This is a genomic window from Delftia sp. CH05 (assembly GCF_009827015.1).
Taxonomy (GTDB): domain Bacteria; phylum Pseudomonadota; class Gammaproteobacteria; order Burkholderiales; family Burkholderiaceae_C; genus Comamonas; species Comamonas tsuruhatensis.
Map to the genome: position 1 here is coordinate 1 of NZ_WUMG01000012.1, position 13,559 is coordinate 13,559.

Annotated in this window: 11 protein-coding genes and 2 pseudogenes; 7 read left to right on the forward strand and 6 right to left on the reverse strand. The window is 67.1% G+C overall.

The window, feature by feature from the left end:
- The 4 genes and pseudogenes from GRX31_RS12025 to GRX31_RS12040 all read right to left on the reverse strand — a co-directional run.
- Positions 1 to 240 (reverse strand): annotated as a pseudogene (locus GRX31_RS12025) (IS30 family transposase); the annotation flags it as partial.
- A 70-nt stretch (positions 241 to 310) separates the two neighbouring features.
- Positions 311 to 541, reverse strand: a pseudogene (locus GRX31_RS31165) (hypothetical protein); the annotation flags it as partial.
- Positions 538 to 1,266 (reverse strand): DUF433 domain-containing protein, encoded by a 729-nt coding sequence (locus GRX31_RS12035; protein WP_160852881.1) that lies wholly within the window; start codon positions 1,264 to 1,266, stop codon positions 538 to 540. The pseudogene GRX31_RS31165 and the gene GRX31_RS12035, both read right to left, overlap by 4 nt.
- A gap of 70 nt (positions 1,267 to 1,336) precedes the next feature.
- Positions 1,337 to 2,239, reverse strand: coding sequence for a LysR substrate-binding domain-containing protein (locus GRX31_RS12040; RefSeq protein ID WP_160852883.1), 903 nt, complete (start codon positions 2,237 to 2,239; stop codon positions 1,337 to 1,339).
- 213 nt (positions 2,240 to 2,452) lie between these two features.
- Here GRX31_RS12040 and GRX31_RS12045 point away from each other — a divergent pair, with 213 nt between their 5' ends.
- From GRX31_RS12045 to GRX31_RS12070, 6 genes are all read left to right on the forward strand, one after another.
- On the forward strand, positions 2,453 to 3,904 hold the full coding sequence (locus GRX31_RS12045) for an NCS1 family nucleobase:cation symporter-1 (protein WP_016446485.1): 1,452 nt from the start codon (positions 2,453 to 2,455) through the stop codon (positions 3,902 to 3,904).
- A 10-nt stretch (positions 3,905 to 3,914) separates the two neighbouring features.
- Positions 3,915 to 4,655, forward strand: coding sequence for a GntR family transcriptional regulator (locus tag GRX31_RS12050; protein ID WP_160852885.1), 741 nt, complete (start codon positions 3,915 to 3,917; stop codon positions 4,653 to 4,655).
- A 178-nt stretch (positions 4,656 to 4,833) separates the two neighbouring features.
- Positions 4,834 to 5,877 (forward strand): putative 2-aminoethylphosphonate ABC transporter substrate-binding protein, encoded by a 1,044-nt coding sequence (locus GRX31_RS12055; protein ID WP_126311299.1) that lies wholly within the window; start codon positions 4,834 to 4,836, stop codon positions 5,875 to 5,877.
- A 14-nt stretch (positions 5,878 to 5,891) separates the two neighbouring features.
- Entirely contained in the window at positions 5,892 to 6,965 is a 1,074-nt protein-coding gene (locus GRX31_RS12060; RefSeq protein WP_160852888.1) for an ABC transporter ATP-binding protein, read from the forward strand.
- Positions 6,962 to 8,728: a putative 2-aminoethylphosphonate ABC transporter permease subunit gene (locus GRX31_RS12065; protein ID WP_160852890.1), complete on the forward strand. Its 1,767-nt coding sequence runs from the start codon at positions 6,962 to 6,964 to the stop codon at positions 8,726 to 8,728. The genes GRX31_RS12060 and GRX31_RS12065 overlap by 4 nt, the downstream gene beginning before the upstream one ends.
- A 33-nt stretch (positions 8,729 to 8,761) precedes the next feature.
- Positions 8,762 to 9,877 carry a TIGR03364 family FAD-dependent oxidoreductase gene (locus tag GRX31_RS12070; RefSeq protein WP_160852892.1) on the forward strand — a complete coding sequence of 372 codons (1,116 nt, stop codon included), beginning with the start codon at positions 8,762 to 8,764 and terminating at the stop codon, positions 9,875 to 9,877.
- Positions 9,878 to 9,893: 16 nt separating this feature from the next.
- Here GRX31_RS12070 and GRX31_RS12075 read toward each other — a convergent pair whose 3' ends face one another.
- Together GRX31_RS12075 and GRX31_RS12080 are read right to left on the reverse strand one after the other, a co-directional pair.
- On the reverse strand, positions 9,894 to 11,069 hold the full coding sequence (locus GRX31_RS12075) for a zinc ribbon domain-containing protein (protein WP_034365104.1): 1,176 nt from the start codon (positions 11,067 to 11,069) through the stop codon (positions 9,894 to 9,896).
- Between the two features lie 73 nt (positions 11,070 to 11,142).
- A complete protein-coding gene (locus GRX31_RS12080) occupies positions 11,143 to 12,255 on the reverse strand; it encodes an SPFH and helix-turn-helix domain-containing protein (protein WP_016446478.1) in 1,113 nt (370 codons plus the stop codon).
- A gap of 358 nt (positions 12,256 to 12,613) precedes the next feature.
- Here GRX31_RS12080 and glyQ point away from each other — a divergent pair, with 358 nt between their 5' ends.
- Positions 12,614 to 13,552: a glycine--tRNA ligase subunit alpha gene (gene glyQ / locus GRX31_RS12085; protein ID WP_016446477.1), complete on the forward strand. Its 939-nt coding sequence runs from the start codon at positions 12,614 to 12,616 to the stop codon at positions 13,550 to 13,552.
- Positions 13,553 to 13,559 lie beyond the last annotated feature (7 nt).

Below are 13,559 nucleotides of genomic sequence, written 5' to 3' on the forward strand. Positions count from 1 at the left end.
GGATTCGCCCGCAGCCAATGCCCGCGAGATCTCCTCGCGCTCAGCGAGAGTCAGTGCCAATCGTGATCGATGGCGCGCTGGCGGGCGGATTCCGCCGGTTGCGGCCAGGATGTTCTGAATGGAGGTATGTGGCCGATCGAACAGCTTGCCGATCTGGTGCAGGGTATCGCCCTTGCTCCAGCGATCCCACATCATCGCCTTCTGTGCTTCGGTGTAGTAGATCCGAGGTCGTTGCTTCATGGCCAGCACTCCTTGCGCCAGGTGCAGTCATTGTGTTGCATCGACCGGTTGAATTCACACGCAAAACTTGGCGTTCGGCGCCTTTTTGCTTGCGAAATCCATCTCGGGAAATGATGGTCCATCGCGCTCCGCGGTCCTGTCCCAGTATGGTCAACCATGTGATGTCCTGGGTATCTGCGGAGAACAACTCTGTGAGATGGGCAACCTTATCAATATGCCCCGGGTCAAAGCGGTCTGCCCCCAAGCATGCAACTGCTGCCGCCAAGCTCGGCGGCATGTTCGCATCAAACAGAAAATTCAATGCACGCTCCGCTTGAGTTCAAGCTCAAAGCGGATGGCTGCCTCCACGGCGCGCAGGGGCACTTTGTAAACGCGACCTGTGATGGCCATGGCTTGTCCGTCGCTGCCTTCGGCGAGATAGGAGGCAAACAGAATACTGGTCGGCGTTCCCGTGGTTTCGATGATGGGGGCGCCGAACTGGCGGGCTGGGTCGATGACGATGGGCGCCTTCTTTCCAGCGGGGTACCAGCGGCTGGCCTGCTTCTCGCTAGCGTCGTAGACGATGCCCTCATACAAGGATGGCCTTATGATGTCCTTGAAGACCGACTGCCTGCTTTTGAGATCCACCAGAGAGTTTTCGTGCGTTTCCTCGGACAGCGCTTCCGCATAGATGGTTCTCCCATCTGTCCTGAAGCGCGGTATGGTCATGGGATGGGTGACCCCATAAAGCTCGCCAGCTGTGGTCAGGCAGCGACGGATCACGTTCAATGCGACACCATGGCGCCTGAACTCCCGGATAAAGCGTAATTCCAGCAGATCCCGAAAGCCAATGACCTTTTCATCAAAGTCTTCGTTGAACAGTTCGTGCTTCCACAACGGTTGGCTGTACGTGCGCGAGTCTGCCTCGCCTGGCGTCTTGCGGTAGTGGTAACCGAAGAGCCAGCGATGGATGTCCCGCGTCGGCACGTCAATCAGGCGCGATGCTTCCGGGACAGAATAGATGCCGGTGCCCTTGTACATAGCCATGCAAGTCTACTACGGAAGCCAACGGGAACTATCTCCTGTGGGTGCCTGGAAATCGTTGTGCCACAACGGTTTACGCATTCTCAAGAGAGTCTTGTTCCATGTCCGGCAGCACCCCGCCCGGCACGGCCTCCTCCAGAAAGCCGGCGATCAGCCGGGCCTGGCGGCGTTCGCGCAGGCAGTACAGGTATTCGGGCAGGCGCGGCACGGGGCCTGCGAAGGGCAGGACGACGATGTCGGGGTGGGCCGAGGCTTCATGCCGGGCGAAGACGCTGATGCCCATGTCGCGGATCACGGCCTCGCGGATGGCTTCGCGGCTGGCGATTTCCATGATGTGGCGCGGTGCCAGGCCGGCGGCGGCCAGCATCTGTTCGGTGAGCTGGCGCGTCATGGAGCCGCGCTCGCGCAGGATCAGCGTGTCTTGCACCAGATCGGACGCCTGCACCATGGTGCGCTGCGCCAGCCGGTGGCTGCGGTGCACCAGCAGGGCCAGCGGGTCCTGGCCCAGTTCCACGCGCAGCAGGCGCGGATCACCTTCCAGGTGCGATGAGGTCGCCAGGTCCACCTGGTAGTCCACCAGCGCCTGCACCATCTGGCGCGAGTTGCCGCCCACGATGGCCACTTCCACCCGCTCGAAGCGCCGCTGGTAGCGCTTGACGATGTCCAGCACGTAGTAGGGCGCCGTCGCACCGATGCGCAGCTGGCCCTGGCTGGCATCGCCCGAATGGCGCAGCGCCGACTCCAGCTGGATGGTCTGCAGCAGCAGTTGCTCGACCTGGGGCAGCAGGCGCAGCCCAGCATCGGTGATGGACAGGCGCCCGCCCTGGCGATGGAACAGCTCCACGCCGTAGTGCTCTTCCAGCGCGCGGATCTGGGTGGTCACGGTGGGCTGGCTCAGCGAAAGCTGGCGTGCCGCCTGCGTGATGCTGCCCAGGCGGGCGACCCAGAAGAAGGACTTGAGCTGCGTGACGAACATGGCGGGGTGTTGGGGTCAGGAATGCCTGGCGCCATTTCAACATGGCGCCGTGATGCGCAGGGCCGGCGTGGCCGGGTATGTCCCTGGAAACAACTCCTGCGCCTGAAGGCACACTTCTTGCATACCAGTTTGCGTGCCAGTTTGTGTGCCAGCTGATTCATGGGTCTCGGCTGGTCTTGTGTCAGTGATTGCTCGTGATCAAGGAGCGCAGCAATGGATATTCGCAATCCCTCGCCGGGTCTTTACAACGAAGACCTGGCGCCCACCAAGGACCGCCGCTGGGGCGCCTTCAGCATTTTCAACGTCTGGACTTCGGACGTGCACAGCCTTTGGGGCTACTACCTGGCGGCCAGCCTGTTTCTGCTGTGCGGCAGCTTCGTCAATTTTCTGATCGCCATCGGCATCAGCTCCCTGGTCATCTTCTTCTTGATGAACTTGGTGGGCTATGCGGGCGAGAAGACCGGCGTGCCCTATCCGGTGCTGGCGCGTGCGTCCTTCGGGGTATGGGGCGCGAATCTGGCTGCCCTGGTGCGAGCCATCGTGGCCTGCTTCTGGTACGGGGCGCAGACGGCGGCCGCCTCGGGCGCCATGGTGGCGCTGCTGGTGCGCAATGAGGCGTTGCTGTCCTTCCACCAGACCACGCACTGGCTGGGCCATTCGGGTCTGGAGGTGATCTGCTACGTGGTCATCTGGGCCTTGCAGCTGCTGATCATCCAAAGGGGCATGGAGACCGTGCGGCGATTCCAGGACTGGGCCGGGCCTGCCGTGTGGATCGCCATGCTGGTGCTGGCCATCGGCCTGTGCGTGAAGGCCGGCGGCTTCAGCTTCGACCACGGCATTCCCATGGATGTGCTGCTGGACAAGACCAAGGATGCGGGGGTGAGCGGCGCGCCGGGCAGCTTCTGGGCGCTGATGGCCGTGGGCGCGACCTGGATCACCTACTTTGCGGCGCTGTACCTGAACTTCTGCGATTTCTCGCGCTATGCGAAGAACAAGGAGGCGGTGGCCAAGGGCAACCTCTGGGGCCTGCCCGTGAATCTGATCGCTTTCTCGCTGGTGGCCGGCATCACCACGATTGCGGCCTTCAAGGTCTATGGCGAGGTGCTGCTGCACCCCGAGCAGATCTCGGCCAAGTTCGACAGCTGGGTGCTGGCCCTGCTGGCCGCCGTCACCTTTGCCGTGGCCACGCTGGGCATCAACGTGGTGGCCAACTTCGTCTCGGCGGCCTTCGATATTTCCAACGTGTTTCCCAAGCGCATCGACTTCAAGCGCGGCGGATACATCGCCGCACTGATCGCCCTGGCTCTCTACCCCTTTGCACCATGGGAGGGCGGCGCTGCCCACTTCGTGAACGCCATCGGCGCCACCATGGGGCCGCTGCTGGGCATCATCCTGGTGGACTACTACCTGGTGGCCAAGGGCAACATCAACGTGGCCGCGCTGTATGACGAACATGGCGAGTACCGCTACGAGGGCGGCTGGAACGTCAACGCGCTGATCGCCACCGGCATCGGCAGCGTGTTCTCCACCATCCTGCCGAACTTCACCAGCCTGCTGCCGGTCTGGTGGGGCACCTACGGCTGGTTCTTCGGCGTGCTGATCGGCGGCAGCGTGTACTGGGTGATGGCCACGCTGCGCCCGCGCCGCATTCCGGCCGCAGCCTGAGGAGGCCGCCATGTCCGAGCCGCAGGATGCGCCGGCCACCGGGCCGGCCTTGATTGCCGAGCGCGTGATGCGCTCCATCGTCGAGCGCAAGCTGCGCCCTGGCGAACGCCTGGGCGAAAAGGAACTGGCCGAGGTCTTCGGTGTGAGCCGCACCATGGTGCGCGAGGCGCTGATGCAGCTGCAGGCGCGCGGCTTCGTCGAGGTGCGCTCGCGCCAGGGCTGGTACGTGGTCGAGCCCTCGTTCGAGGAAGCCCAGGAAACCTATGCCGCGCGCCGCGTGCTGGAGTCCGGCATGCTGCGCGACGCGGGCCGGCCGCTGCAGGCGGCCATACGCACGCTGCGCGAGCATGTGGCCCAGGAGCGCGGCGCCATCGCCGAGGCCGACAACGCCGGCCAGCGCAGCGTGCTGCTGGCCGACTTCCACGTCTGCCTGGCCGAGCAGATGGGCAACCGCTTTCTCACGGCCATGATGGCCGACCTGTCGGCGCGCACCACCCTGGTGTCTGCGCTGTACCAGTCGCAGACCGAGGCACAGCACTCCAATGCCGACCACGAGGCCATCGTCGATGCGCTGGCCGCCGGCGACATGGCGCGCGCCGAGCAGCTGATGCGCGATCACATCGACGCGCTGGCCGCGCGGCTGGATGAGAACCTTGCCCACCGCGCGCGCCTGCAGGACCGGCTGCTGGATGCGCTGCAGCCGCAGACGGCCCAGGCTGAGCGCCCGGGCAGGGTAAAGCCGCGCCGCTGAAGAAGGCGGGAGCGGGGCGAGGGGGCGCCTGGGGGCGGAGGGCACCCAAATCCGCCAATACCCGCTTCGCTAAATTTCCGTTGTGTGACACGGACGTTTCACCTGCGCTTTCTACAGTGGGTGTCAGAGGTGGCGACCCTGCCGCCTGTCCACGAACCCACAACGGAACTGACACGCCATGCGCCACACCCTTGCCTCCCTGGGCCGCCGCCTCGCCATTGCCTCTGCGGCGCTGACCGTCGCCTCCTTCGCCTCCCTGGCCCACGCGGCCAAGACCGAGCTGCTGGTCTACAGCGCGCTGGAGGCCGACCAGATCAAGGCCTACAAGAGCGGCTTCGAGAAGGCCCATCCCGAGATCGAACTCAAGTTCGTGCGCGACAGCACGGGCATCATCACGGCCCGCCTGCTGGCCGAGAAGGCCAATCCCCAGGCCGACGTGATCTGGGGCGTGGCCGCCACCTCGCTGATGCTGCTGGACAAGCAGGGCATGCTCCAGCCCTACGCGCCCAAGGGCCTGGACAAGGTGCGAGCCAACATGCGCGATCCGCGCGCCCAGCCGACCTGGGTGGGCATGGACCTGTGGTCCTCGGCCATCTGCTTCAACACCGTGGAGGCCGGCAAGCGCAAGCTGCCGGTGCCCGCCAGCTGGGCCGACCTGGTCAGGCCCGAGTTCAAGGGCACGATCACCATGCCCCACCCGGCCTCCAGCGGCACGGGCTACCTGATGGTCGCGGCCTGGCTGCAGATCATGGGCGAGGACAAGGGCTGGGCCTACATGGACGGCCTGCACCAGAACATGGGCGTGTACACGCACAGCGGCTCCAAGCCCTGCCGCCAGGCAGGGGCCGGGGAGTTTCCCGTGGGCCTGAGCTTCGAATACCGAGCCAGCAAGACCAAGAAGGACGGTGCGCCCATCGACATCGTTTTCCCCCGGGAAGGCCTGGGCTGGGATGTGGAGGCCACGGCCATCCTCAAGACCAGCAAGAAGCAGGAAGCCGCCAAGGCCCTGGCCGACTGGGCCGTCACGCCCGAGGCCAACAAGCTCTACGCCGCCAACTTCGCCGTGCTGGCCTTGCCCGAGGCGCAGGAAAAGCTGGAGTTCATTCCTGCCGACCTCGAAAAGCGGCTGGCGAAGAACGACTTCGATTGGGCCGCGGCCAACCGCGAGCGCATCCTGGCCGAGTGGAGCCGCCGCTACGAAGCCAAGGCAGAGAAAAAGTAAGCCGGAGCCACGCCATGCTGCGCATAGACCATATCGCCAAGCGCTACCGCGAGCAGCAGGTGCTGCGCGGCATTGACCTGAACGTGGAGGCGGGCGAGTTCGTCAGCCTGCTCGGCCCTTCGGGCTGCGGCAAGACCACGCTGCTGCGCATCGTCTGCGGCATCGACATGCCTGACGAGGGCAGGGTGCTGTTCCAGGGCGATGACATCACGCGCTGGCCGGCCGCGCGCCGTGGCTTCGGCGTGGTGTTCCAGAGCTATGCGCTGTTTCCCAACCTGACGGCCGCGCAGAACGTGGCCTTCGGGCTGAACGGGCAGCCTGCGGCGCAGGCGCGCGAGCGCGTGGCCGAGATGCTGTCCCTGGTGGGTCTGGGCGCGCAGGCCCAGCGCTACCCGGCCCAGCTGTCGGGCGGCCAGCAGCAGCGCGTGGCACTGGCCCGCGCGCTGGCGCCCCGGCCGCGCCTGCTGCTGCTCGACGAGCCGCTGTCCGCGCTCGATGCCCAGGTGCGCACCGAGCTGCGCAGCGAGATCCGCCAGCTGCAGCGCCAGCTGGGCATCGCCTCCATCATGGTCACGCACGACCAGGAAGAGGCCTTGTCCATGGCCGACCGCGTGGTGCTCATGCACCAGGGCTGCATCGAGCAGCAGGGTTCGCCCGAGCAGCTCTATGCCCAGCCCGTGAGCCAGTTCGCGGCCGGTTTCGTGGGCCGCATGAACCTGCTGCCGGCCACGGCCGAGGGGGCGGACCAGGTGCGCATCGGCGAAGCCAGCCTGCGCTGTGCGCTGGCCGGCTTCGAGCGTGGCGACGCGCTGCTGGTCGGCGTGCGTCCGGAAAGCGTGGTGCTGCACCCGGCCCAGCCCACGGCGTTGCCCAACCTGTTGCGCGCCCGCGTGGTGGAGACCTCCTTCCTCGGATCGATGGCCCTGGTGCGCCTGTACAGCCCCACGCTGCAATGCCAGGTTGACGCCCAGTGGCCCCTGCGCCACGACGTGGGCCTGCCCGACTGGCTGCAGGGCGAGGTGCTGATGGAGCTGCCCGCCGCTGCGCTGCAGCCGTTGGCGGCGCCCGACGCGAGGAAGGCCGCATGAGCGCGCATCCCATGGACACGGCCGTTTCCGTGCCGGTGCCGGTGGACCGCTTCGCTTGCGCACGCCGCAGCGCGCCTGCAGGACCCGTGCGTCCGCAGGGGCGCAGCGCAGGCTGGGAGCGCTGGTGGCTGGGCGCCCTGGTGCTGGGCGCACTGGCCTGGCTGCTGGCCACCATCGCCCTGCCGGTGGCCAGCCTGCTGGGCAGGAGTTTCTGGGACGACACGGGCCGCTTCACGGGCCTGGCCCAGTTCATCACCTATGCGCGCATGCCGGGCGTGACGCAATCGCTGTTCAACAGCCTGTGGCTGTCGGCCGTGAGCAGCACGGTCTGCGTGCTGCTGGCCTATGCCTACGCCTATGGCGTGGTGCGCAGCTGCATGCCGCTGGCGCGCTGGTTCCGCGCGCTGGCCCTGGTGCCGCTGCTGGCGCCTTCGCTGCTCATGGCCATCAGCCTGATCTACCTGTTCGGCAGCCAGGGCCTGCTCAAGGGCTGGCTGCAGGGGGGCTCGGCCTACGGGCCCTTCGGCATCATCGTGGGCTCGGTGCTCTGGACCTTTCCGCATGCGCTGATGATTCTGTGCACCACGCTGGCCTCGGGCGATGCGCGCCTGTACGAGGCGGCCGCCACGCTGGGCGCCAGCCGCTGGCGCAGCTTCCGCCAGGTCACGCTGCCGGCCAGCCGCTACGGGCTGATGATTTCGTGGATCGTGGTTTTCGTGCTCGTGGTGACCGACTTCGGCGTGCCCAAGGTCATTGGCGGCAACACGGCCATGCTGGCCACCGACATCTACAAGCAGGTCATCGGCCAGCAAAACCTGTCCATGGGTGCGGTGGTGGCCATGCTGCTGCTGGTGCCGGCCGGCCTGGCCTTTGCGGCAGAGCGCCATCTGCGCGTGCGCCAGGCGGCCACCATGGGCGTGCGCTCCGTGCCGCTGGTGCCCCAGCCCCATGCGCCGCTGGACCGCGCGCTGTTCGCCTACTGCGCGCTGGTGGCGCTGGCGCTGCTGGCCGTCATGGGCACGGCCGTGCTGGCCTCCCTGGTCAGCTACTGGCCGTACAACCTCACGCTGACATTCAAGAACTACCGCTTCGACATGATGGACGGCGGCGGCTGGGCCAGCTATGGCAACTCGCTGTCCATGGCGCTGGCCACGGCCGTGCTGGGCGCGGTGCTGAGCTTTGTGACCGCCTACCTGGTGGCCAAGCCCGTGCGCTGGGCACGCACGCGCCAGTGGCTGCATGCCGTGGCCACGCTGCCCATGGCCGTGCCGGGGCTGGCGCTGGGCCTGGGCTACATCCTGTTCTTCAATGCCCAGGGCAATCCGCTGCACTTCCTGTACGGCAGCATGGCCATCCTGGTGCTGTGTTCGGTGGCGCATTTCTTCTCGGTGGCGCACATCACGCAACTGGCCGCGCTGCAGCAGCTCGATGCCGAGTACGAGCGCGTGGCCGATTCCATGGGTGTGGCCTTCTGGACGCTGCTGTGGCGCGTGCACCTGCCGGTATGCCTGCCCGTGGTCATGCAGGTGGCCGGCTATTTCTTCGTCAACGCCATGACCACGGTGTCGGCCGTGGTGTTCCTGTACTCGCCCGAGACCACGCTGGCCTCGGTGGCCGTGCTGGCCATGGACGACGCGGGCGACACCGCGCCGGCCGCCGCCATGGCCACGCTGATCTTTGCCACGGCCGCTGCGGGCCGGCTGCTGATCGCGGCGCTGGATGCCTGGGTGCAGCGGCGCACGCAGCGCTGGCGCCAGCGCTGACTTTTTTCCTTTCCCTCTCCTCTGTTTTCTCCCATGAAGAACTACGACCTGATCGTGGTGGGGGCCGGCATTGTCGGCCTGGCCCACGCCTATGCGGCTGCGCGCCGTGGCCGCAGCGTGCTCGTCATCGAGCGCGATGCGGCCTGCATCTCCGCCTCCATCCGCAATTTCGGCTTTGTCACTGTCACGGGGCAGCAGGCGGGCGCCCACTGGCAGCGGGCCATGCGTTCGCGCGATACCTGGGCCGAGATCGCGCCGCAGGCCGGCATCGAGGTCGTGCACCGCGGCCTGTGGCTGACGGCGCGCCGGGCCAGCGCCGAGGCCGTGCTCCACGCCTTTCTGAGCACCTCCATGGGCGAGCGCTGCGAGCTGCTCACGCCGGCCCAGGCCGCCGAACGCCACCCGGCACTGCGCACCGAAGACCTCAGCGCCGTGCTCTACAGCCCGCATGAGCTGCGCGTGGAGTCGCGCACGGCCATTCCCAGGTTGGCGCAGTGGCTGGAGCAGGCCATGGGCGTGGATTTCCGCTTTGGCGAGGCCGTGCTCGAGGTGGCGGCACCCCGGGTGCGCAGCGCCCGCGCCAGCTACCACGGCGAACGCGTGGTGGTCTGCAACAACGCCGACCCGGGCGGCCTGTTCGCCGGCCTGTGGACGCCGCACCGCATCCAGCTGTGCCAGCTGCAGATGCTGCGCGTGCGGCCGCAGCCGGGCTTGCAGCTCAAGGGCTCGGTCATGGGGGACCTGAGCATGGTCAGATACGAGGGCTACAGCGCCCTGCCCGAAGCCGCCGCGCTGCGCGCCGAGCTGGAGCGGGAGGAGGGCGAGAGCCTGGCCCACGGCATCCACCTGATCGCCGTGCAAAGCGCCGACGGCAGCCTGGTGGTGGGCGACTCCCACCACTACGGCGCAGCGCCCCAGCCCTTTGCCAGCGAAGCCGTGGACCGGCTGATGCTGCGCCACATGAACGAGGCCCTGCACCTGCGCGATGCCCAGGTGGTGGAGCGCTGGGTGGGCGTCTACCCGAGTGCGCAGGACGCGCCCTGCGTGGTGCATGCGCCCGACGAGGCCACGCGCGTGGTCGCTGTGACGGGTGGGTCCGGCGCCAGCACGGCGTTCGGTCTGGCCGAGGAGGTCTGGAGCGCGTGGTGAGCGGCAGCCGGCCTACTTACTGGCCGAACATCACCCACAGCAGCGCCAGCACCATGATCGTGGCCAGCACGGCCAGCGTGATCTTGAGGGCGCTGTAGGGGCGCTCGCCCGCGATCTGGCCCGTGTAGCCGTTGGCGATGATCTGGAAGGTCCTGCTGCCGTAGGTGTAGCCCACCAGCCAGACCGGCACGAGGATGTGCTTGAAGGTGCGGCCCTGGTACTCGCGCTGCATCTGCAGGTTGCGGTAGGTGTCGCCGGGCACCTGGCGCGCGCACAGGGCGCGCAGCTGCTCGTCCATGTCCTGCACGTTGACCTGCGCGGCCTTGCCCAGGTCGATCTGGTAGCGCTCCACCGTCCAGCCGCGCACGAACTCGGGCGTGTAGGGCTTGAGGTCGGTGGTGGTGGGGAAGGGCTCCACCTGGCGCAGCAGGTTGGCGTGCACGCCCACGGTGCCGGGCACCAGCTCGTCGTCGAAGAAATGGGCGAGGCTGCCCGAGGCCGGCTCCCAGCGCACATGGCGCACCTGGCGCGTCTGCACGTTGCCGTTGCTGTCGCGGTAGGACTCGGTGGTGTAGTAGTAGAAGCCCGCCTCGGCCTGCCAGTCGGCGCTGGCGTGGGCGTCGAAGGTCCAGTACGGCAGGTACACGCCGTGCAGCGTGTCGGTCAGCGCGGCGGACTTCAGGCGGTTGGGCGCGAACCAGCGGCTGCCGTACCACTGGCGTATGCGGTCGCGGATCTGGCCGTCGCTGATCTTGAAGGGCAGGATGCTCTGCGGCGTGATGGCATCGCCCTGGCCCTCGTGGGCCACGATGGAGGGCGAGCCGCAGAAGTCGCAGCGCTGGGCCACGGTGCGGTTGACGAAGACCGAGATCGCGCGGCAGTTCTGGCACTGGACCTCGTAGCGGTCCTCCGTGCCCCAGCCCCGGCCGGACTTGGGGTTGCGCAGCGCCTCGGCCAGGTCCTGCTCGACCACATCGCGGCCCAGTTCCTCGCGCGTTTCCTCGCTCCAGGGCACCGTGGTGCCGCAGTACGGGCACTTGAGCGCCTGGGCCTGGGCATTCCATTCGAGGTTGGCGCCGCATTCGGGGCAGGGGTGCTTGCGCACCATAGCCGGCGCGGCGGCAGCGGCCTCCCAGGAACCGGAGGCGGGGGAAGTCGAGGTGCTGGAGGAACTGGAGGAGGGCGCGCTCACGGCATCGGTCCTGGAAAACGGGACGCGGCGCCAGGCAGGGCCTGGCGCCGCAAAGGGTCAAACCACGGAAATGTCAGCCGCGCAGGAAGTCATCGAGTGCGGCTTGCGCAATGCGCCACTGGCTGCCGATCTGGCGCGCCTTGAGGTTGCCGGCCTGGATCTCGGCCAGCACATCGGCCTCGCTGACACCCAGCACCTGGGCCGCCTGTGCCGGAGTCAGCACCTGCAGGCCACCGGCGGCGGGTGCTGCCGGCGCCTGGGCGGCCTGGGCGGCGGCAGGCGAGAACGGGTCGGAGGCCTGGCCGGCCGGTGCGCCACCGGCGCCGCCGCCGTTTTGCATGCTCTTCATCATCTCCTGCGCCATGCCGAAGCCCATGGCCATGGTGGCGGGCAGGGTGGCTGCGGCAGCGCCTTCGCCGCCCGTGGTCATGGCCTGGCCCATCTGGTACTTGACGTAGTCGTTGAGGTTGCCGATGGCCGTCATGCTGGAGCGCTTGTCGATGGCCTGCTCCACCTCGGGCGGCACGGACACGTTCTCCAGCACGAAGCTGGTGATCTCCAGGCCGTACTTGTCCGTCATGGCCGGGTTGATCAGCGGCAGCAGCGCATCGCCCAGCTCGCCATAGCGCTGGGCCACGTCCAGCACGGGCACCCGGGCCTTGGCCAGCGACTCGGTGAACACGCTGATGATGCGCGAGCGCATGGTGTCGGCGAACTCGTCGATGCGGAAGTTCTGGTCCGTGCCGGCCACTTCCTTGAGGAACTTGGCCGGCTCGACGATGCGGAAGTCATAGGTGCCGAAGGCGCGCAGGCGCACGGCGCCGAAGTCCTGGTCGCGCACCATCACGGGGTTGGAGGTGCCCCACTTGTTGCCCGTGAACAGCCGCGTGTTGATGAAGTAGACATCGCACTTGAACGGCGAGTTGAAGCCGTACTTCCAGCCCTGGATGGTGGACAGGATGGGAATGTTCTGCGTGGTCAGCGTGTGCTTGCCGGGGCTGAACAGGTCGGCGTACTGGCCGGCCGAGACGAACTGCACCTGCTGCGACTCGCGCACGATGAGCTGGGCGCCGTTCTTGATTTCCTTGTCGTCGTCGGGCCAGCGGTAGGAGAGCGTGTCGCGCGAGTCATCGGTCCACTCGATGATCTCTATCAGTTGCTTGGTGATGATGTTCATCAGGTTCATGGCAGGCTCCGAAACGGTGTTGGTCCACGACAAAAAAGGTCAATGGGCCATTCTAGGCGGCGTGCATGGCGGCGGGGAGAACGGCCACCGGCCGCTGCCCCGGTGAATTGTCAAAAAATGATCCGGATGCGTCGTGCAAGGCGGGCTTTCGGGGCTTCGCGCGCCACGGCCTTTGCCGGCATGTGTCGCCTGCTCCGTTTTTTGATGCAGATCGCCCTGTGGAGCGTCTGCCGTGGGGCCGCAGGCCCGCGCCACGGCGCAGGGCCGGGCGGCGCCTTAAAATCGTCGTTTGCGCGGCGCGAGCCGCCTCTCATTCACCGGCGCGGCCCCGGCCTGCGTGCGACGCCTGAAACAAGTCATGCTCACTTTCCAACAAATCATCCTCAAGCTGCAGTCCTACTGGGCCGACCAGGGCTGCGCGCTGCTCCAGCCCTATGACATGGAAGTGGGCGCGGGCACCTCGCATACCGCGACCTTCCTGCGCGCCCTGGGCCCCGAGCCCTGGAAGGCCGCCTACGTGCAGCCCAGCCGCCGCCCCAAGGACGGCCGCTACGGCGACAACCCCAACCGCCTGCAGCACTACTACCAGTTCCAGGTCGTGCTCAAGCCCGCGCCCGACAACATCCTGGAGCTGTACCTGGGCTCGCTCGAGGCCCTGGGCTTCGATCTCAAGAAGAACGACATCCGCTTTGTCGAGGACGACTGGGAAAACCCCACGCTGGGCGCCTGGGGCCTGGGCTGGGAAGTCTGGCTCAACGGCATGGAGGTGACCCAGTTCACCTACTTCCAGCAGGTCGGCGGCATCGACTGCAAGCCCGCCACCGGCGAGATCACCTATGGCCTGGAGCGCCTGGCCATGTACCTGCAGGGCGTGGACAACGTCTACAACCTGACCTGGACCGACGGCCTGAGCTACGGCGACGTCTACCACCAGAACGAGGTGGAGCAGTCCACCTACAACTTCGAGCACTCGGACGCCGACTTCCTGTTCACCGCCTTCAGCGCCCACGAAAAGCAGGCCAACCACCTGATCGGCGAACAGCTGGCGCTGCCGGCCTACGAGCAGGTGCTCAAGGCCGCCCACACCTTCAACCTGCTCGATGCGCGCGGCGCCATCAGCGTGACGGAGCGTGCCGCCTACATCGGCCGCATCCGCAACCTGGCCCGCGCCGTGGCCAAGGCCTATATGGACAGCCGTGCGCGCCTGGGCTTCCCCATGGCGCCCAAGGCCCATGCCGACGAAGTGCTGGCCGAGCTGGCCAAGGCCGCCGAACAACAGGGCAAGAAGGCCGCCTGAGGCGGAC